The 19798-nt window shown below is 58.1% G+C and carries 16 protein-coding genes; 8 read left to right on the plus strand and 8 right to left on the minus strand.

The genetic code is table 11. The annotated features are described in order from the left end of the window. Positions 1 to 28 precede the first annotated feature (28 nt). Positions 29 to 730 carry a YdbT family protein gene (locus D5261_RS22845; RefSeq protein ID WP_125206396.1) on the minus strand — a complete coding sequence of 234 codons (702 nt, stop codon included), beginning with the start codon at positions 728 to 730 and terminating at the stop codon, positions 29 to 31. Between the two features lie 63 nt (positions 731 to 793). Then, a complete protein-coding gene (locus D5261_RS22850; protein WP_165864668.1) occupies positions 794 to 4066 on the minus strand; it encodes a family 78 glycoside hydrolase catalytic domain in 3273 nt (1090 codons plus the stop codon). Positions 4067 to 4210: 144 nt separating this feature from the next. On the opposite strand from D5261_RS22850, the gene D5261_RS22855 reads away from it, so the two are divergent. Together D5261_RS22855 and D5261_RS22860 are read left to right on the plus strand one after the other, a co-directional pair. Further along, positions 4211 to 5716 (plus strand): phytoene desaturase family protein, encoded by a 1506-nt coding sequence (locus D5261_RS22855; RefSeq protein WP_119325047.1) that lies wholly within the window; start codon positions 4211 to 4213, stop codon positions 5714 to 5716. Between the two features lie 60 nt (positions 5717 to 5776). Continuing rightward, positions 5777 to 6151: a hypothetical protein gene (locus tag D5261_RS22860; protein WP_119325046.1), complete on the plus strand. Its 375-nt coding sequence runs from the start codon at positions 5777 to 5779 to the stop codon at positions 6149 to 6151. 190 nt (positions 6152 to 6341) lie between these two features. Here D5261_RS22860 and rsmG read toward each other — a convergent pair whose 3' ends face one another. Further along, positions 6342 to 7019: a 16S rRNA (guanine(527)-N(7))-methyltransferase RsmG gene (rsmG, locus tag D5261_RS22865; protein ID WP_165864667.1), complete on the minus strand. Its 678-nt coding sequence runs from the start codon at positions 7017 to 7019 to the stop codon at positions 6342 to 6344. A gap of 74 nt (positions 7020 to 7093) precedes the next feature. Further along, positions 7094 to 7297 (minus strand): hypothetical protein, encoded by a 204-nt coding sequence (locus tag D5261_RS22870; RefSeq protein WP_125206395.1) that lies wholly within the window; start codon positions 7295 to 7297, stop codon positions 7094 to 7096. Positions 7298 to 7614: 317 nt separating this feature from the next. Here D5261_RS22870 and D5261_RS22875 point away from each other — a divergent pair, with 317 nt between their 5' ends. From D5261_RS22875 to traF, 4 genes are all read left to right on the plus strand, one after another. Continuing rightward, positions 7615 to 9084 (plus strand): menaquinone biosynthesis decarboxylase, encoded by a 1470-nt coding sequence (locus tag D5261_RS22875; protein WP_119325043.1) that lies wholly within the window; start codon positions 7615 to 7617, stop codon positions 9082 to 9084. A 140-nt stretch (positions 9085 to 9224) separates the two neighbouring features. Further along, on the plus strand, positions 9225 to 9440 hold the full coding sequence (locus D5261_RS22880) for a hypothetical protein (RefSeq protein WP_119325042.1): 216 nt from the start codon (positions 9225 to 9227) through the stop codon (positions 9438 to 9440). A gap of 16 nt (positions 9441 to 9456) precedes the next feature. Continuing rightward, entirely contained in the window at positions 9457 to 10065 is a 609-nt protein-coding gene (locus tag D5261_RS22885; protein ID WP_119325041.1) for a UbiX family flavin prenyltransferase, read from the plus strand. A 60-nt stretch (positions 10066 to 10125) separates the two neighbouring features. After that, complete coding sequence (gene traF / locus D5261_RS22890) at positions 10126 to 11349, plus strand: conjugal transfer protein TraF (RefSeq protein ID WP_125206394.1); 1224 nt, start codon at positions 10126 to 10128, stop codon at positions 11347 to 11349. A gap of 106 nt (positions 11350 to 11455) precedes the next feature. Here traF and D5261_RS22895 read toward each other — a convergent pair whose 3' ends face one another. From D5261_RS22895 to D5261_RS22905, 3 genes are read right to left on the minus strand one after another with little or no spacing between them, the layout of a single operon-like run. Further along, positions 11456 to 13561, minus strand: a complete 2106-nt coding sequence (locus D5261_RS22895; protein ID WP_165864666.1) for a tetratricopeptide repeat protein — start codon at positions 13559 to 13561, stop codon at positions 11456 to 11458. Further along, positions 13545 to 13850, minus strand: a complete 306-nt coding sequence (locus tag D5261_RS22900) for a tetratricopeptide repeat protein (RefSeq protein WP_165864665.1) — start codon at positions 13848 to 13850, stop codon at positions 13545 to 13547. Before D5261_RS22900 ends, D5261_RS22895 begins: the two co-directional genes overlap by 17 nt. A 57-nt stretch (positions 13851 to 13907) precedes the next feature. After that, positions 13908 to 15053, minus strand: coding sequence for an IS3 family transposase (locus tag D5261_RS22905; RefSeq protein ID WP_301002154.1), 1146 nt, complete (start codon positions 15051 to 15053; stop codon positions 13908 to 13910). Between the two features lie 236 nt (positions 15054 to 15289). On the opposite strand from D5261_RS22905, the gene D5261_RS22910 reads away from it, so the two are divergent. After that, positions 15290 to 16273, plus strand: a complete 984-nt coding sequence (locus D5261_RS22910) for a LacI family DNA-binding transcriptional regulator (RefSeq protein WP_125206375.1) — start codon at positions 15290 to 15292, stop codon at positions 16271 to 16273. A gap of 137 nt (positions 16274 to 16410) precedes the next feature. Next, the gene (locus D5261_RS22915; protein WP_301002155.1) at positions 16411 to 18012 is read left to right on the plus strand and encodes an RICIN domain-containing protein; all 1602 of its coding nucleotides are present in this window, start codon (positions 16411 to 16413) and stop codon (positions 18010 to 18012) included. A gap of 76 nt (positions 18013 to 18088) precedes the next feature. Here D5261_RS22915 and D5261_RS22920 read toward each other — a convergent pair whose 3' ends face one another. Next, positions 18089 to 19702 (minus strand): RICIN domain-containing protein, encoded by a 1614-nt coding sequence (locus D5261_RS22920; protein WP_125206374.1) that lies wholly within the window; start codon positions 19700 to 19702, stop codon positions 18089 to 18091. Positions 19703 to 19798 lie beyond the last annotated feature (96 nt).

A 19798-nucleotide genomic window follows, 5' to 3' on the forward strand; every position in this document is an offset into this window, starting at 1 on the left:
CGCCTTCACCGCCGACAATTTTGACTTTCTATTCGATTTTGCCCGTCGCATTTACGGATTTCGCAGCGTGACTAGCAGTCGGAGCCAAATACAAAGGACGAGTAAACGGTCGATCGATGCTTTCCATCAGCATGCGGGCTTCCGAAAGATCGAGGGACAATTTCGTGTTGAGATCGCGGACGGCTTCTACTTTGCGCCCGGCGGCGAGGTGTAAGTAAATCGCAAGAGTATCTGCTCCGTTCAGTTGGGATAGGATAGGATGCTTCGCGATCAGTGCAGGGGAAACCGAAAAATCGCAGGCTTTCGTCCGCACGGCGTCGCCAATGCGGCCAAACTGCGTAAGTCGATTTGTGAGTTGCACCTTGCGGCCATTCACGGCGAGAAGAATCTGCTCGGGCGTGATGTCCAACTGCTGGACGTTCGTCCATGGCGCCTCAATCCACGGAGACTTACGGAAAATGAGCGAGCGTTCACGATAGCGAAACCGGTCGTCGGTTAGGACAATCTCGATCTCTTTCCATATCAGGAGTGTTTCTATGCTCACGAACAAGAAGAGATCGCCCAATGCTGCGATCAGGCGTCGCGGAATCCCGATATGCAGCGCGGATGCGCCAAGGGCCGCGACAAAATTGATAACCCATGGGGCGTTGAAGCAGGCAAAAAGCAGCGCAAATATGGCTACCACGCCAAAAAGCATAGGACTTGTGGTTTGGCGTACTTCGACATTCATACCAGAGATAATACTCGATCGCGCCTCAAAGAGAATCCTCCACCTTCCCTAAGGTGCGACGCTTTACGCGACAAATGAGTAACTCCCCGAACCGATGGCGTACACCGTCGCGCCAATCTCCTGCCTTACGAACGTTACGCCCTTCGCCTGCGCCGCCGGGGCGCCGCCCTCGGTGATCTGGGCGGCGCCGGCCGCCGGGATCCAGACCGTCGCGGTGGAGTTCGCGGGAATGGTCATGTCGAGATGGAATTTGCCGTTTTGGCGCGTCCAGCTTGTGGCGATCTTGCCGTGGGGTCCAAGATGGCTGCCCTTTGCCCAGGTCAACCCGCCGACGACTTGAGGGCGGATGAGAATGTGCGAGAACCCGGGAGATTCGGGATCGAGTCCGATGCCGGCGAGCGCCTGGAAGAACCAGTTGCTCACGTCGCCGAACATGATATGGTTGTGGGAGTCGCTTTCCGTCCACTGCTCCCAGAGCGTCGTGGCGCCTTGCGTGATCCACCACGCCCAGCTCGGCTGCTCCTTACGCGCGACAACGTGATGCGCGAGGTCGGCGCGGCCGCCGTCGGAGAGGACGCGCAGGATATATTTGGCGCCGAGGATGCCGCAGTCGATGTGGCCCTGCCGCTCGATGTCCGCGACGAGCGCGGCAAAGACGTCGTCCTGATGTTCGGCGGGAGTGAGACCGAAGAACAGCGGCATGGCCTGCGCGGTCTGTTCGCCCTCGGCGTACATTTTCGTCGCAGGGTTCCACCATTTGGCGTGGAATCCGGCTTTGATACGGTCCGCGAGCGCGCCGTATTTCCGCGCATCGGCGTCGCGGCCCAGAAGTTTGGCCGCATCGGAGAGAATGCGCGCGTCGTGATAGATATAGACCGTGGAGCTCAGCTGGCTGGGAGTCTTGGTCTTCCAGGGCAGCCAGTCGCCGAGGCTGTCGAAGGGAACGACGTCGTCCTCAAGCCGGCCGGCGACGTAATCGACGTAACGCGCGATGTAGTCGTAATGGCGCGCGAGGATGCGCGTGTCGCCGAGATATCGATATAAATCCCAGGCGATGATCGCGTAGGCGCTGTCCCAGGCGGGATGACAGCCGCCGCTCCCCCACCCGCCTGATGGAATGATGTCGCCGACCTGACCGTTTTCCTGCTGGTTGTCCGCGATATCATTCAGCCACTTTGTGTAGAACGCCGCCGACTGGAAGTTCATCAGGCCGGCTTCGGCGGCGAGATGGGCGTCGCCCGTCCAGCCATTCTTTTCGCGCTGCGGGCAGTCGGTGGGAATGCTCTGGGCGTTGCTCAGATATGACCAGCGCGTGGCGTGCTGAATCTTGTTCAGCATCTCATCCGAGCAGGAGAACTCCCCGGCCGACGCGACATCGGTATGCGCGAATCGTCCCCGGAAGTTATGCGGGCTCGGTTTGCCCGGAAATCCCGTGATTTCGGCGTACTGGAAGCCGCTGTACGAGAAACGCTGCTCCCAGACCTCTTCACCGCCGCCCTTGCAAATATAGGTATCCGTTTGGAACAGCTGCGGCGGCGTGGTCTTGTTCATGAAGTAATCGATGTTCGAGGTATCCAGCGTCCCATCGGCGTGAACCAATTCGCCGTAACGCATCGTGATCGCGGTCCCTGCGGGAGCGGTCACGCGCAGCTGTACGTGCCCGGAGAAGTTCTGCCCGAAGTCGACGACATGCACGCCGGGCCTGGGTTCGGTGATCCTGACCGGGGTCAGGCTCTGCGTGACGGCGACCGGCGGACAGCGCCGCGCCGCCAGCTTACCAGCAAGCGCAGGCATGTGGTGGACCGGCTCCCATGCCTTATCGTCGAAGCCGGGACGGTCCCAGCCGGGCGTTTCCAGCCGCGCGTCGTAGATCTCGCCGCTGTAGATCCCATCGCGGACAATGGGTCCGGCGGCGGTTTTCCAGGCGTCGTCGCTGACGATGGTTTGATGGCCGCCGCCCACATACTCGATCTCCAGCACGAGGCGCAGCCGCTGCGGGCCGCGCCAGGACGCCTTTTCGAACTGCCAGGTCGCCAGATCGTGGACATCGTACCAGCCCTTGCCCAGCACCGCGCCGATGGCGTTCGAGCCCAGCGCCACCAAGTGCGTCACATCATAAGTCACGTACAGCGCATGTTTATCAAACGCCGTATAGGCGGGATCGCGTTCGGACGCGCCGCCGAGACGGGTCCCGTTCAGATAAATATCGGCGTATCCCAAGCCGCACGCATAGACCCGGGCGCGCTGGACGGGATCCTTCGACGAAAACTCACGACGCAGATACGGCGCGGGATCCGACATGGACAGGGATGCGGGAACCGCCGACGGAACTCCCCAGGGATGATCCCCGACCGCCGCCACGACCTGCGCGGCCGGCCATGCGCTGTCGTCGAAACCAAGGGCGTCCCATCCCGGGGTTTCGGCTGCGAACGCTTTCCACGAGCCATCCGAGATCACGACGATCGAGGCGCCCTGATCCAGCGTCACCACCAAACGGCAAGCAAGGCCGGCGGCGTCCTTCACATTCGTTCCGACAATCGCCAAAACGTTCGCGCCCCGAACGATATGCTGGGTGACATCCTGCGCCTTCGTCGTCTTCCAGTCGTCCTCGCAGCCGCCGCGCGTCACTTCCTGTCCGTTGAGGCGCACGTCATACGCATCGTCGACGGTAAAGATCAGCTGCGCGGAGACGCATCGGCGTCCCTTCGGAACTATGAATGTCCGGCGAAACCAGCGCGATCCGTTCGGAGCTTTTTCGGCGGGATTAACGCCCAACTCCCCGTACCAGATCCACGAAACGCCTTCGAGGCTGGCCGGCGGCGCGCCGGCGGTAGCGGCCGTACGACCGATCCAGGCGCTCGACTTCCAATCCGCCTCCTCCAGCAGTCCCATTTCCCAGCGCGCCGTTTCGCTCCAGGGCGTCGCGACCCCGGCGGCGTCCCAGCTGCGCACGCGCCAGAAGCACTGCCGCCGGGGCGTCAGCGGCTTGCCGCGATATTCAATGTGGCTGGTGGCGTCGGACAGAACCTTGCCGCTGTTCCACAGGTCGAAATGCCCGGCGGCCAGATCGTCCGGGGTGCTGGCGACCACAATCTGATAGGCGCTCTGCCGCCATCCGCGCGCGGACGCCTCGATTACCCAACTCAAACGCGGCGTGCGCTCATCGAGGCCTAAGGGATCGGTCAAATATTCACAGCGCAGATCCAGGGCGACGCCGCCCCCCTGCACGGCGGGCTTCGCCGCCGCGCACTCCACCTGCCCTCCAATAAAGCCGCCGGCCATCGTGCCCGCGACGAGCCCCATGAGCTCTCGTCGTGATAGTTTATAGTCAGACATAGTATTGCTTATCCAGTAGAAACGCCATTGGGAGATTGTGGTGGAATGTGGCGGTGATACGCTTAAAATTGGGCGAACGCTCCTCATTTTCCTTCTCAATTTACAAATAAATCCCGAGGCGGCGATCGGGGGTAAAATGACGTCATGGATGTCATTGTGATCGGCGGCGGTATGGGGGGCCTCTCGGCGGGAATACAACTGGCGGCGCGGGGAGCGCGTGTGACGTTGTTTGAAAAGAATGAGAGGGTCGGCGGCAAGCTCAACGTTTGGTCGGATGATGGATTTCTATTCGATACCGGCCCGCATGTGCTCACGATGCTCTGGGCCATCGACGAAATCTTCGCCGCCGCCGGGCGCCGCCTGGCCGACGCGGTCGATCTGATTCCCCTCGACACGATCTGCCGCTATCACTTCCCGGACGGCGCGACGCTGGACGCTCCCGCCGACCGCGACGCCGCGACACAGGCTATCGCCGAGTTCGCCCCGGGAGAAGAACAGGGCTTCGCGCGCTTCCTCGACTACGCCCGACGCGTCTCGGATGCAACCACGGACCCATTTCTGCGCAACGACTTCGGCGCAAGCGTCCACGGCGCTCCCACGCGCGAGCAGTGGGGACAACTGCGAGAGTTTTTGGCGCTCAAGCCCTGGCGCACGCTGCGCGACGTGGTGCGCGAACACTTCTCCGACCCCAGACTGCGCGATGTGTTTGAACTTTACGCCCTTTACAGCGGCTCGCATCCCGCCCGCAGCTCTGGGATCTTCGCCACCGTCGCCGATGTCCAGTGGCGGCAAGGGACTTATTATGTCCGTGGCGGACTCTACAAACTCGCGGAGGCGCTTGTCGAATTGGCGCGAGATGTCGGCGTGTCGATCCAGACCAGCAGCCCCGTGCGTGAGATCATCGTCAAAAACGGACGGGCGCGCGGCGTCGCCCTGGAGAACGGAGCGCGCCACTACGCCGACGCCGTCGTCTGCAACGAAGATACGCTGGCGGCGTACAAATCCCTGCTGGCGCCCCAGAGCCGCCCCCACTATCCCGATCGCAAAGCAGACGCCGTTGAGACAAGCACTTCGGCGTTTCTGCTCTTGCTCGGAGTGCGCGGCGAGTATCCGCAGCTTGCGCACCATAACTCGTTTCTTTCGACCGATCTCGAAGCCGAGTTTGGGAGCATCTTTGACCGGCATCGTCCCGCAGACGATCCGACCGTCGGCGTCGCCTGCCAGAGCGTGACCGACCCGAGCAAAGCGCCGCCCGGCTGCTCCAACCTTTTTCTCATGACGAACCCGCCCGCTCTCAGCGATGCGTTCGATTGGACACGGGAGGCGGCCTCGTACCGCGAGATCGTCTTGAATAAATTGGAGGCGATGGGGCTGAAGGGGCTGCGCGATCGTATCGTCGTCGAGCAGATGTGGACGCCGTTGGACCTACAAAGCCGCTACAACGCCCGGCGCGGGGCGGTTTACGGCCTGAGCTCCAACGGCTGGCGCAACGCGTTTTTGCGGCCGCCCAACGTCTGTCCGGATGTGAAGGGGTTATACTTCGTCGGCGGCGGCACGCACCCTGGCGGCGGCCTGCCGCTGTGCGCGCTCTCCGGAACCAACGTCGCTCGCCAGCTTCAGGCAAATCATCGCCGGGAATTCCCATCGTGAGGGTACAATTTCTTCGCAAGAATATTGGGAAAGTTACGCAGAGTTTCGAGGATAACTCCGATGATCTGTCATGAATGCAAGGCGGATAATCCCGCCGGCCACAAATTTTGCGGCGGCTGCGGCAAAGAACTCAAGGCTCCCCCGCCCGATGTTCTGGTCGAAGGCGACCCGACCGCGTTTTACTGCAACAAGCACACCAAAACCATCACCCGCCTGCGCTGCGGCCGCTGCGCGACCCCGATCTGCCCTCGCTGCATGGTCCAGGGCGTCGCGGGCGCTCGCTGCAAAGCCTGCGCCAAAAACAAAGTACCGATCCGGATCACGGGCGTGCTGCATGGCGCCGGGAAAACGATCGAAAGCGGCATGCAGGGCCGCCGAAGCACCCTCTGGTACATGGTGATCCTGGATATTATCATTTCGCTGTTCCGGCGGTAGAGTACTGAACTGCGGGTATAAAACCCACGCGTTCAATACTCTTGGATGAGGTAGGTCTTTCGATAACGCAATCGCCAACATCGAGTTATTGGGTGGCATGCCGGCGCAAAGCCGCCGGCATGCCACCCGGTGAAATTGGCCGAACAAAAGACTTCCTCAATGAAGACCCTGTGAGTGCCGTGGGACTTGCTCACACCCGCCGCCCCAGCACGATCTTCCGCTCCGTTTCTTCCTCTGCCTCCGGAAGCATCAGCGAGACGGGCTTCTCTAACTTGATCCCGAAGTTCTTCGCTGCGATCCGGCCCTCGGACATCTCCTCATCCACATTCGCGCCTTTCATCGCCACCAGAACGCCGCCGGAAAGGAGGAAGGGCGCGGTCCAGGGCAGCAGCTTCGCGAGCGACGCGACGGCGCGCGCGGTGACGACGTCGTAGGCGTGGGCGTGGTCCATTTCTTTGGCGGCGTCTTCGGCGCGGGCGTGCAGAATGTCGACGCGGGTGAGGGCCAGCGCGTCCGCGACAGCGCGGCAGAAGGTGAGCTTTTTGGCGGTGGAGTCGAGCAGGGTGAGATGGATGTCCGGGCGGACGATCTTGAGGGCGAGACCGGGCAGACCGGCGCCGGTTCCGACATCGATCAGGCGCGCATTCCGCGGGATCTGCATGACGCGCAGGACTGAGAGCGAATCCAGAAAGTGCTTGACGGCGATGTCGCGTGGTGAGGTGAGACGCGTCAGGTTCATGCGCGTCGCGTTCCATTCCACGAGCAGATCGGCGTATTGCTGAAATTGATCGAGCTGAGCGGGAGTGAGGTTCAGGTCCCAGGCGTCGTTGGCGCCGCGACGAAATATATCGATAAGTTGTTCTTCCACGCGAACATTATGACGAATATTCGCCGTATTGTCCGCGAGAAGACGCAAACTTGCCGATTTTGAGCGCCAATCGCCTAATTGGCGAGACCGCGCACGAGCCGCCATTCTCGAATGGGCTGACCATGCCGATAGATCGTGTAGACAAAATCGCGGTCATAGGAACGATAGCCGTGCGTCTCCGCCCAGCACGTCATTTCCGATCGCTGTGTCTGCGGGTCCGGCTTATCGCTGGTCACAAAATACGCTCCGACGACCGGTCCTTCAATTTTCAATACCACGAAATTGTCCTTCAGTAAAAATGGAACGAGGAGCCGTATGTCGCCGCACCTCTCGGCTCGGACGGCCCCTCGATATTTATGGCGAGCACAGACGGCCTGGCGACCGAAGCATGGGCGTGCGGGGCGTCAGGAGAGGCCGCTCCGCGTTTCCAGTAGGACTGTGCTCGATATTGCCTACACCCTCAATTATGGCGGCCAGGCGTTCTCTGCACACTGCGCGGAATACGAGCTTTCCCGTCGCCTTGACAACCCCCACCCGCCCCGGTATACTCGAAGCTCGACACATTGTGAAAAATCGCACGGAATGGAAATAAGTGATGGCTTACCAATCACTGCACGAATTTATTCAGCGTCTGGACAAGGCCGGCGAGCTGCGGCGAATCCAGCAGCAAGTCGATCCCTATCTGGAGATCACGGAGATCGCGGACCGCGTCATGAAGATGCCGGGCGGCGGCCCCGCGCTGCTTTTTGAGAACGTGAAAGGATCGAAGTTCCCGCTCGCGATCAATTTGATGGGCTCCCGGAAGCGCATGTCCTGGGCGCTCGGCGTGGACGACATCGAAGAGATCGCCGACGAGATCGCCGCGCTTACCAGACTGCCCTCCAATATGCCGGCGTCGCTGCTCGGCAAGATCCAGATCCTGCCGCAGCTCGCGGCTCTGGGCGCCATTGCGCCCAAGCTCATCTCTCCCGTCACGGCGCCGTGCCAGGAGGTCGTGAAGCTTGGCAAGGACGCGAACCTCGACGAGCTTCCGATCCTCACCTGCTGGCCGGATGACGGCGGGCCGTTTATCACCCTGCCGCTGGTGTTCACCAAGGACGAAGGCACGGGCAAGCGTAACGTCGGCATGTATCGGATTCAGAAGCAAGGTCCGCACGAGACGGGGATGCACTGGCAGCGTCACAAAGTGGGCAGCCGCCACTATGCGAACTACGAAGCCAAGGGCCGCGATATTCCCGTCGCCATCGTTCTGGGCGGCGATCCCGCATTGACTTACGCCGCCACTGCGCCCCTGCCCGACGAGATCGACGAGATGGTCTTCGCCGGCTTCCTGCGCAAGAAACCCGTGGAGTTGGTGAAGTGCAAGACCATCGACATGGAAGTGCCCGCCGACGCCGACTTCGTGCTGGAGGGCTATGTCGCCCATAGCGAACGTCGGCGCGAGGGACCGTTTGGCGACCACACCGGATACTACAGCCTCGCCGACGACTACCCCGTCTTTCGGATCACGGCGATCACGCATCGCCGCAGCGCCGTCTACCCCTGCACCATCGTCGGCCCGCCACCGATGGAGGACAAATATCTGGGCCTCGCCACCGAGCGCCTCTTCCTGCCGCTCGCGCGCCTCATGGTCCCGGAAATAATCGACTACCACCTGCCGTCGGAAGGCGCGTTTCACAACCTTGCCCTCATTCGCATCAAGAAGCGATATCCGGGACACGCGTTCAAAGTCATGCACGCCCTCTGGGGATTAGGGCAGATGATGTTCACGAAGTGTATCGTCGTGGTGGATGAAGATGTGGATGTGCAGAACCCCGGCGAAGTCGTTTGGCGCGCCTTCGCGAATATCGACCCCGAACGCGATATTACATTTGTGAAGGGACCGATCGACGTTCTCGACCACGCCTCGCCGCTGATGGCCTTCGGATCGAAGATGGGGGTGGACGCCACGCGCAAGTGGCCGGATGAGGGATTCACCCGGGAATGGCCGGAAGTGCTGACGATGACGCCCGCGATCAAACAGCGCGTGGACGCCATTTGGAGGTCGCTTGGCATCGAGGCGTAGGGTTGCGCCCTGGTAAAAATACGGTGAGTTTTTTGTGAAAAGTTGCCGAAAAGAATATTGTGCTGTATAATTAGGTTCTACTACCCGGTTTACAGAGATCTCAAACGCGTTAATTTCTTGTACGAAAGAGGAATTCCCGGATGGATGCAAAGTCACTTTTCACCAGCACCGAAGTTTTGTCCGGCTTTGGCCTGATCGCCGTGGGCATCAGCGCGCAAGCCTTAGGAATACATGATATCTTTGCGGTGGCCATGGCCCCGTTCGGCGTCGGCCTGATCCTCAGCGATATGCTGTCCAAAGTTGCTCGCGCCACTCGCGACCGCGTCAAGGTCCGCATCCCGCGCGACAACGACTAGAATTGCCTTTGATCTTATGCCCAACCCCAAACGTCTCGTCGTTGCGGTGACCGGCGCCAGCGGCGCTCTGTACGCGATTCGGTTTCTCCAGCAGGCGTCCCGGCATTACGATCAAATCTACCTGATGCTCTCCGACCAGGCGGCGATGGTGTTTTCCACGGAAACGGGCGGCTCTCTGTCTCGCCCGTTCACCGCCGCCCAGTACCTGGGCGAAGAGTACGCCGACGCGCCGATCCAATTTCTCGACTCCAAAGACTACTACACCCCGCCCGCTTCTGGATCGTTCGTCCATGACGGCATGGTCATTATTCCGTGCTCCATGGGCACGCTGGGACGGATCGCGTCCGGCGTCTCCAACGACCTCACCACCCGCTCCGCCGACGTGTGCCTCAAAGAACGCCGCAAGCTCATCCTTGTGGCCCGCGATACACCTTTTCATTTAATTCACCTCCGAAACATGGTAACAGTAACAGAGGCGGGCGCGATCGTCCTTCCCGCCGTCCCCGCGTTCTACCACCGGCCAAAAACCGTGGAAGACGTCGTGGATACCGTTGTCGCGCGCGTGCTGCAAAATCTCGGAGTCCCACAAACGCTGCAGCCGCAATGGCAAGCGGAAGACGAATAATCGTATCGCGCTTCCCCGTCGGAACAATCCCAATCCGTGATCATAGGAGATCGTGTATTTATGAAGAGGCACTTGGCGTTTGTCGCCGGAGCGGGCGCCGTCAGTTTATTCGGAGCGGCCCACGCCGTGTACGCGCAGGTACTGCCGGGCGATATCGACCGCAGCCAGTTCCGCGCCAGCGCCCATGCGCTCGGCATGGGCGGTTCCGATCTGCTCCTGAACGACGGCATTGATTCCGCCGCCGCCAACCCAGCGGCGATCGGCGATTCGGGCAAGTTCAGCTTCGGCCTCTCCGCGGAGGCCCGAACCGACAATGTCAAATGGAGCGATATCAACGATGTCGTCGACAATGTCACCAAGGTCCGTGACCAGATCGACAACACCACCGGCGGAATATCGACCGGCCAGGTTACGGCCGCCTACGACGCCTTTGACAGCATCTACAACTTCGCCATCAAAGCCGGCGCGCAGCCGAACGGCGGTCCCGCCACGCTCAAAGCCGTCGGCGCTCCATCGCTAGGGTTCAGCTTCGGCAAGTTCGGCGTCATCGCTTACGGCGGCGTCGCCGTCAACCTCAAGCTGAGCGCGGGAACTGGAACAGGTCCGGGCCTGGGACTTGGGTTAATCCCCACAGGCGTCGTACGCCCTTCAGCCGTGCAGATCGGGGATAAGCGCAAGGTCTCGGTCGACGGCGGCCTGCTGGCGATGAGCACCGTGGCAGTCCCCATCGCCGTACCTATCGCCGTTGGCGTGATTGGCGTGAGTCCCAAGTTTGTGCGCGCCGATTACGGCGCATTGAGCTATACGGCGGACGCCAGCAATAACCTCATCTCGGGGACAAACTACAACAGCGTCAGCGATCAAAAGCTGGACGTGGACCTTGGATTCCAATCCAAATCCTTCCTGGGCGTGCGCTACGCCGCCGTCGTGCGCAATCTGCTCCAGCCAAAATTCAATCTCAAGCGCCGGGTCGGCGGACACGATCAAGCTGGCGACTTTAACTTCACCAACAGCACCGAGTTCGACCTCGGCGCGATGTACACCAAGGAGAACGCCAGCTACGTCGTCGAGGAGCACAACCTCAGCGGCGCGAACGGCGCCAACTCCACCTTCCATCTCGGCGGCGAATACCGCGTCGGCCCCGTCTTCGCCCTCCGCGCCGGCTACGACGACGACCGTTTCGTCGCGGGCCTGGGCTTCAACCTCCACGGAACACGCTTCGACATCGCCAGCAGCAGCGACCCCGACCAGCGCATCGCCGCCTCCGTCACCGGCAAGTTCTGAGAGTGAATCAAAATAACGCCTCCGCCGGAAATCTCCAGCGGAGGCGTTGCTGCGCTATAGTGGGCGAATTGTAGCGGCGAAGGCACTTTTGGCGACGATTTAGCAATCATCCTCTCGAAAGCGGCCATTTCAACTGCTGGAAGAGGTTCGTAATATCCTGAGCGCTCGTAATATCCAGCTCTATGAGCCCGAGCGAATTAGAAAAATAGAGATAGAGAAAATTGTTGCGTACAAACTGGAGTTCTTTCCGCGCCCGATCACGCTCCCCCCGCTCCCAGAAGATCAGAGCGATTTGGCAACGCGCCTCCGGGTTCCAGGATGCGAACGCAAGCGCCTCATGGAACTTCTCAATCGCCTTATCCAAATCCCCTTGCTTTTTCAATATACGCGCCTGGGTCATGGCGACAGAAATAAGGGCGTTCAAATCGGGAGAGATCTCTTCGCCAGGCTTCATGACGTAATCGAGCGCCATGATCGTCTGGTAAACATCTTTGCATAAACGCTCGGCTTCCTCAAGATTGCCGTTCATCATCAAGGAATGGGCCAGCCCCGCTTTGTGGGCCATTTCGGCTCCCGCGACAATCATGGAAGCCCTTTGTACATTCAACGCCTCTTCGTATCGACCGCAACGTTCATAGAGTTCCCGTAGATCGCGCCGCCACTCCTCATTTTGCGGCTCAAGCTCAACCGCTTTTTGGTGGGCTTTAATCAAATTCTCTTCTTCATGGAATGCATAGCGCCGGCTGTGTAGGTTGTGCAGACTGGTTGCTGCGATTTCCAAAAGCCGATATAGATTGCCAATCTCATGATATCGAAACGCCTGATCGCCAGCAAGATTGAGAGCGATGGATAGCGCCTGTTCGGTTTCCTGGTATCGATGATCCCGATACAAAGATCTTGCCAGCCAGCGATAGCTATCATAGTATTTCGAATTCAAAGCAATCGCCTTTTGCGCGGCGTCAATCACCTCGTTATAGTTAGGCTGCTTGTTTCCTCGGTTTTCAATTTCTATGTATAGCCAGCGCGCCAACAATGCGTACACTTCAAAAGAATTCGGGGAAGTCGCGATGGCATTTCGGGCGGCATCAATTTCCAAAGCGATCGGGTCAGATTCCAGAGTTTGCCGGATGAATTCCATTTCCGCTTCCACGGAGATTGGCGCACCCTCGGGAGAAACAGCGTTGGGAAGAGGGAGACACGAATCGCAATTCACCAAACTCGGCCAGCGCATGTACTCAAGAATCCATCGAATACCTTCCGTGCTGTTGATGCGTTCGGAAAAGCCGCATGTATAGTATTCTCTGAGCGCGTGGTGATAGCGGGCAATCGACATCTGCGTCATGGCGTCGCCTTGCCGTCCCGCTTCACTGAGGATCAGGGCAATTTCGCACCGCGCTTCGGGGGCGTCGGAGACGAGAGCAAGCGCCTCTTGGAATTTAGCGATTGCCTGATTTGTCTCTCCCTTGCTTTTGAAAACCAGTGCCTGCGTCATGCACGCCGTGACGAGCAGAGACACATGATGTTGCTCCATCACGTCGAGACGGTCTTCCCATAATCGGGCATAATCAAGCGATAGGATCTTTTGATAGACTTCATCGCATAAGCGCGAAGCTTCGTCAATGTCTCCATTCATGACATACGCGTCGGCGAGATATGTTTGATAGGTCAAATCATCTCCTGACGAACTCACCGACGCTTGCCATGCGTTCAAAGCTTCTTCATATCGCCCAAGGCTCTCGTACGCAAGCCTGAGATGGAAGCGCCAGCGATACTCCTCTGGCTCCAGCGCAACGGCCTTCTGATAGGCTTCTACGACTCTTTCCCCATTTCTGAGCAGTTGGGCGATCTCATGATAACAATAAGCCTTATTGCCAGCGAACTCCATCGCCTTCGAAAGCGCCAGATCAGACGCCTCATATTTGCAGGCAAAAGTTAATACCTTGGCAAACCAGAGATAGCTCTCATAGCTTCGGAGGTCGATCTCAATCGCTTTCCGTAATTCCGTTTCTACCTCATCAGGATGAGGCCATGCTTCCAAAGAGTAAAGAGAACACATGTAGCGAAGCAAGCCAAGCAGTTCATACAATTCCCGAGAATCTGGGAATGCCGCGACAGCCTTACTTACAGTCTCCAGCGCAACATCGAGGGTTTGAACATCGGAAGGATGTTCGAGAATTTGCCGGATCGCCGTCAGCTCAGATTCCAATGACATGCGACACATTCTCCTTCCATAACTTCTGAGCCTTCTCCGAGACTTCGGGATCCATCGCATTAAATATGGCAATCACCAGTTCTTTCATTGCCGCTTCTCGCTCACCCAATTCCAGCAGAAGCTGGACTGCTTCGAGACGCGTCTCGGAGTCTTCGGCGGAGAGGTAGAGAATTTCTCGGAATTTCGCTAGCGCCTGCACAGTCTCGCCCTGGCTTTTGAAAATGAGTGCTTGTGTGTATTGTACAGAAATCAGTGCAGAAGGATCGGGAGGGGGAATAAGGTGGTCCAATTTGTCAAGACAGTTTGAGAGCCTTTTTTAAGGTGGATCGCGTCCTTTCGTTTTTGGTCATTTTCGGATCAATCGGTGCGGTTCGGCATGGACGAGCGCAGGCGTCAGATTGCCTAGTGACTGATGCGGCCGAACCTCATTGTAGAACTTCAAATAAGACGCCAAACCTTGGCGAGCCTCGTGCGGCGTTTCGTAATCGGCGAGGTAGACTTCCTCTTGTTTGACGCTGCGCCACAGGCGCTCCGTGAAAATGTTATCCACATAGCGTCCGCGACCATCCATCGAGATGCGCGCTCCCGCCGCCAAAAATCGGCGGGTGAACCGTTCACTCGTAAAATGACTGCCCTGATCTGAGTTGACAATTTCAGGCACAGCATGGCCTAGGGCCGTATCTATACAAGACAGGACGAACGGCATTTCCAATGTATCGGATAATTCCCAGGCGACAACGTGTCGGGAAAACCAGTCCAAGAACGCTACCAGATAAAGGAAGCCGCCGCGCAGCCGAATATAGGTGATGTCTACGCCCCAGACTTGATTGGGTCGATCAATGCAAAGACCGCTCAGTAGGTACGGATAAATCTTGTGGTCTGGACCACTGGGCTTCGACAGATTTGGCGCACAATACAGAGTAAACGGGCCCATTTCCGCACGATACCGACGGATCGTATGCCGCCCGACGATGATGCCTTCCTGCGCCAAAAGCGTCACCAGTTTGCGTGTTCCAAGACACGGCCGCTGGGTGTACCATTCGTCCAGTCGATGCTTGATTGCGATCTCCGCCTCCCGAGCGGGACGCGGTTCGTAGTACAAGCTGCTGCGCGCCACGGACAGCAGATCGGCCTGCCAGAGCAGCGGCATAGCATGGCGCTCTTCGCGTTCGACCAGGGCCAGGCGCTCGTTAAGCGTCAGGTTCGAGGCCAGATTTTTTTTTAGCCAGTTCACCTGCGTCGTGAGGCGACCGATCTCCTGGTAAAGCTGTTCGACTTTTTGCTCCTGGGCTTCTTGAGCTTTGGCCTGCGAGTTCTTTCGCTCAAAGACGAGAGCCAAATCCGCGATGGCTTCCTGCTTCCACTTGGTCAGCAGGTTCGGATGAATCTGATGCTCGGAAGCAAGCTGGGCAACAGTCTTTGTCTCTTTGAGCGCCTCCAAAACGACCTGGGCTTTGAAGGCGGCGGAATACTGTTTTCGGGTGTTGGGCATGGTGGTGAATCCACCTTAATTGTGCCCCATTTACTGTCCGAATTTATGGGACCATTATACTTTGTTCCGAGACAGTCAACGTCAATATCTCCATTCCTTAAGGTTCGACGAGGACATAATCGCAGAACACTTAAGGAGGACATATTCGCGGAACAGTAACATAATTATGCGAATATTGCTTGACAGGAGCGCATCGATATGATATTCTTTGTTACGCGCGTAACAAAGAAGCAGAAATGAACAAAATTCCAACAAGCGAAGAGGTGGCTCGGGTGGCGGGGGTGTCCCGCGCGACGGTTTCTTATGTCTTCAGTGGACGGAAGAACGCGTCGGTTCCGGAGGCCACACGTCAGCGCGTGCTGGATGCGGCGGCGGCGATTGGCTATCAGCCCAATCGGAATGCGCGGGCGCTTGCTCGGGGACGAACGCAGCAGATCGCGCTGCTGCTGCCGCGCATCTCTTCGCCGTTCTACGCGCAGGTCGCCGAACATGTGCAGCGCTTAGCGATTGAGACGGGCTTTGAAACGCTGATTGTCAGCTGCGACGCCGTCCGAAACTCCGCGCGGATGTCGGATTTGCAGGTGGACGGCGTTTTAGCCTTCGATATTCCGCCGGCCGGCGGCCGCACCCCCTGGGTCAGTGTGGGACACTATCATACGGAAGGCGGCGATTTCGTGGGGGTCGATCTCTTTGCAGGAGCGGCGCAGGCCACACGTCATCTGATCGAAGCGGGATGCAAACGAGTCGCTCTGGGGATTTACAGCGCCGCGAATCAGATCGGCGACGCTCGGCGGGACGGATATGTCTCGGCGATCGCGGCGGCTGGTCAAACGCCGGAGATCATTGCCGTTCCGCTGCCAACGCGCGCTTCCGCGCGGGAATCGCTTCGACAATATTGGCGGCACAGCGATGGCGTGGACGGAATCTTTTGCTGGGATGATAGTTTGGCGCTGGGCTTTTATCGAGGCTGCCATGAGCTCGGCCTCGCCATTCCAGCGGATGTCGCACTGATCGGATGCGATGGAATTGAGGATACGCTGTTTGTGGACACACAGCTCTCCACGATCGCTCAGCCTCTCGAAGAAATTTGCCGAACATCCTGGGAATTTCTGTGTCAGCGCATTGCCGCGCCGGAATTGCCGCTCCAGCAAATTGTGTTGGCGCCCCAGCTAATGATCCGAGAATCGACAATGAGAAAGGAAACCAACAAAAATCACTAATCATTTCGAATGAATTCAGTCTATTTGCTACAATAATTAAACAAAACAGGAGAAGCTCGATGATGATTCCTTCAGGTCTTTCACAGTGCGCTCAAAATGCGATAATCACTAGCATTGCAATATTGTCATTGTCGCCTATGGCGCATGCGCAATTGATCGTCAATGACGCCTATGTGACGAGTCACGGCGGCGCGTCCACCACCATTAGCGGGACGTTCACATGTCCGAACAACACCACGCCGGCGATTATCATCAGCACCTCCAAGCCGGTGACTATCACCAACTCTTATCTTCGCGGCGCCAGCGACTTGATTTCCGCCCTGGGAGCGAATCCCATCAATTTGACAGTTACCAATACTGTCGGATACGGAACCAACCCGAACTCCAACGGCGCATCGAAGGGCTACTTCGTCAACGCCGGATACGTCGCCAAACTCGTTGTTCAGGGCTGTTATCTTGAGGGGACGGCTTATGGAATCAAGGCCAATCAATACAACGGGACGCGCAACGGCGACAATACGATCAACATCTCCAACAATCGCATGCACAATATCGACGGGCGATATAGCAATGGCTCGGGCGGTTATCAGACCTCCGGGCTTGGATCGCCGCACGCCATCCAAATCCAGGATGTTCATGGCGTTCCCAATGCCCTGATCGCCTGGAATGAAATCATCGGCGAGCCTTACAACAGCTACGACACGGATGTGATCAACTTCACGCGGTTTAGCGGAACATCCGGCAGCCACGTAAACTGCACCTACAACTACATCCAGGGACAGTACGCTCCCGATCCCATCCATCAAGGAAACGCCGGCGTCGGCATTCTCACCGACGGAGCCGGCGGCGATTCCTTCAGCGATTCGTGTGCTTACATCGACATCACGAACAATCAGGTCGTCAATGGATCGAACTGCGCCTTCGGGATCGCGGAAGGACACGACAACGGTTTGTACTGGAACCGGGCCATCTCCAGCGGTAAGGTTCCTGGAACCACAAATACAATTCAGGCCAGCAATGTCGGCATCTACATCAGCCCGCAGTCCGGACAGCCTCAGCCGCCATTCGGCAACAATACGGCGCAGAACAACACCTCCTCTTGGATCAACGCTGGCGGAGCCGACAACTCTTTCTTTTTAAATACGGGCTATGTCAACTCGTTCAACAATGGCGGGATCGGCCACAACGCCACGGTGGCCGATGAGGCCAATGAGTATGTGACCTGGCAGCAGCGCACCAAGAACAGCAACATTCGGATCGGATCGTCATTCCTTCCGGATGGGCTTTATAAGATCACGGCCAAAACAAGCGGCGATGCGCTGGACTGCTATGCATATGGCTCCGGCAACAATACCCCTATTCAGCTCTGGCCCTACTCCGGGTCCAACAACCAGAAATGGTGGCTGCACAATCTGGGCAATGGTTACTATTCGATCCGGACCTATGACCCAAGCATGCCTGGAAACATAGGGCGCTCCCTGGATGCGACCGGCTGCTCTGGAGCCGACGGCACAGTCATCCAGCTTTACGATTACAGCGGCGCGGGATGCCAGCAATGGTCTATCACACAGACATCGGGAAGTTTCTGTAGTATCGCGACAAGTAATGCGAAAAGCGACGGATCCCATGACGTGCTCGACGGCAACGGCTGCACAGGAGCGGACGGAACGCGCATCAGCCTCTGGTCCTGGGGAGGCGGCAGCTGCCAGCAGGAATGGAATTTCACGCTGGTTCAATAACTATTCGAAAGAGTAGACAGATGCATTCCCATCGCCCACGCAGGGCGATGGGGACGCATCTCGTCATCGAAACCGTTTATGATCCAGCCTGGAACGACCACATCGCGCTCCACCATCCGGGCTGAATATTCGTGCACTGGAAGCCGCTCTCCGTATTGATGTACGTCCCCTGCCAGCGATTCTTCAGACGGAAGTAGCCGTCGCTGGTGCGCTCGATGGACCACTGCGCGCTCCACCAGTCCGAAACAATGCCCGTGCATTGGAAACCATTCTCCGTATTGATATAGGAATTGGTCGGTCCCGCCGGCCCCTGCTCCCGATTGCGCAGTTTATAGTAGCCATCGGTGGTCATCTCGAAGGCCCACTGAGCGTCCCAGTAGTTCGTTCCCACATTGCTGCACGTGAAGCCGCTGTCCGTGTTGATCAGGTTGTTCGTCCACCGGTTGCGCACGACGATATATCCGCTAAGCGCGCCGACAAAGACGTTGTTATTGTTGAGCCGCTGCGTCCAGCCGTTATACTCATTCGCCTCATCCGAAATCGTGGGATGCGCGCCATCGTTAGGCGTCCACCATGTCTGGTGATTGTAATCGTCGGGGTTCTCCGGAAAATAAGCGTCGCCGCGCGCCCCCGTGCTTCCGCCGTTGTTGATCGTGCCCGCCGGCCACACCCACCCGATGACATTGCCGACATTGACGTTGCCAGGCTGATGCGCGATGTTGTTGTTACCTTGATCGAGAATTCCCCCGCGATTCATCGCCCAAATCTTCTCGCCGCTTGGCAAAAAGCCCGACGCGACGATCCGGTTGTTCCAGTAGGCGCAGTTGGAGCCCCCGTTGATCTGAACGCCATAGTTCGTCGTCCCAACCACGATATTGTCATGCGCCTGCACCCAGCTCGCGCCGCCTCCCCCGCCGTCGGACAATAGAATTCCGCCACCGCTAAATGTCTGCTGATACTGCGCCCCCGGCAGGGCGGGATACGCCCCCTGAATATAGTTATCGTGGATCTGCATGGGGCTGCCGGACGTCCCGCTGCCGCCGCCGCCAATATTAATGTTATCTTCCACGCGGCTGTTATAAGGATCGTTGACAACCTCATTCCAGGCGATCTCGATCCCATTGACCGGTCCATTGTTTCCGATGTGATTGAGCTGAACAAACTGGGCGCGAAAGAAATCGTTGTTGGTATTCCCGTTACGGTATCCTCCATTGCCGTCGGTCTTTCGCCCGTCGATATTGTGGACTTTGTTGTATCGGATCCGAATGGTCTGGTTCGCCGACGTATCACCTTTGTAGTCGTCCAGATAAATGCCGCCGGTGCTTTCCAGCGTGCAGTGCTCGATGGTGACACCCTCCGGACCATCGATCTTGACGAAGCGCCCCTTATACTGGCCGGTCCCGCCCGGATACGTTCCTGTTCCGAGAGTATTCATAATGGTGATGTTCGGGTTCGACGCATAATAGGAGTAGATCAGGTCGCCCGGGCCCGAAACCACGCTGTTAATGATCGTGACAGGCTTGCTTGTCGCGATGGTGATCGCGGGCTGCGAGTTCGTTCCCACATAGGTTCCGCTAAACACCCCGTTCCCGTAGTTGCTGTCCGTAATCGTCAGCGTCTGCGCCGACACGGCGCCGCCTGTAAATCCTAGAATTGCTATTACAGCAATTAATCTTATTGCTTTCTTCATTGATAGTCTCCCTCTTTTTGATCTTCAGTGGGGTAGGTTCTTCGATTGCGAACTTCGTCAGAAGCCCGGCGAATGAATTCGCGGCTAAAAGTACAG

The organism is Capsulimonas corticalis (genome assembly GCF_003574315.2).
GTDB classification, from domain to species: Bacteria; Armatimonadota; Armatimonadia; order Armatimonadales; family Capsulimonadaceae; genus Capsulimonas; species Capsulimonas corticalis.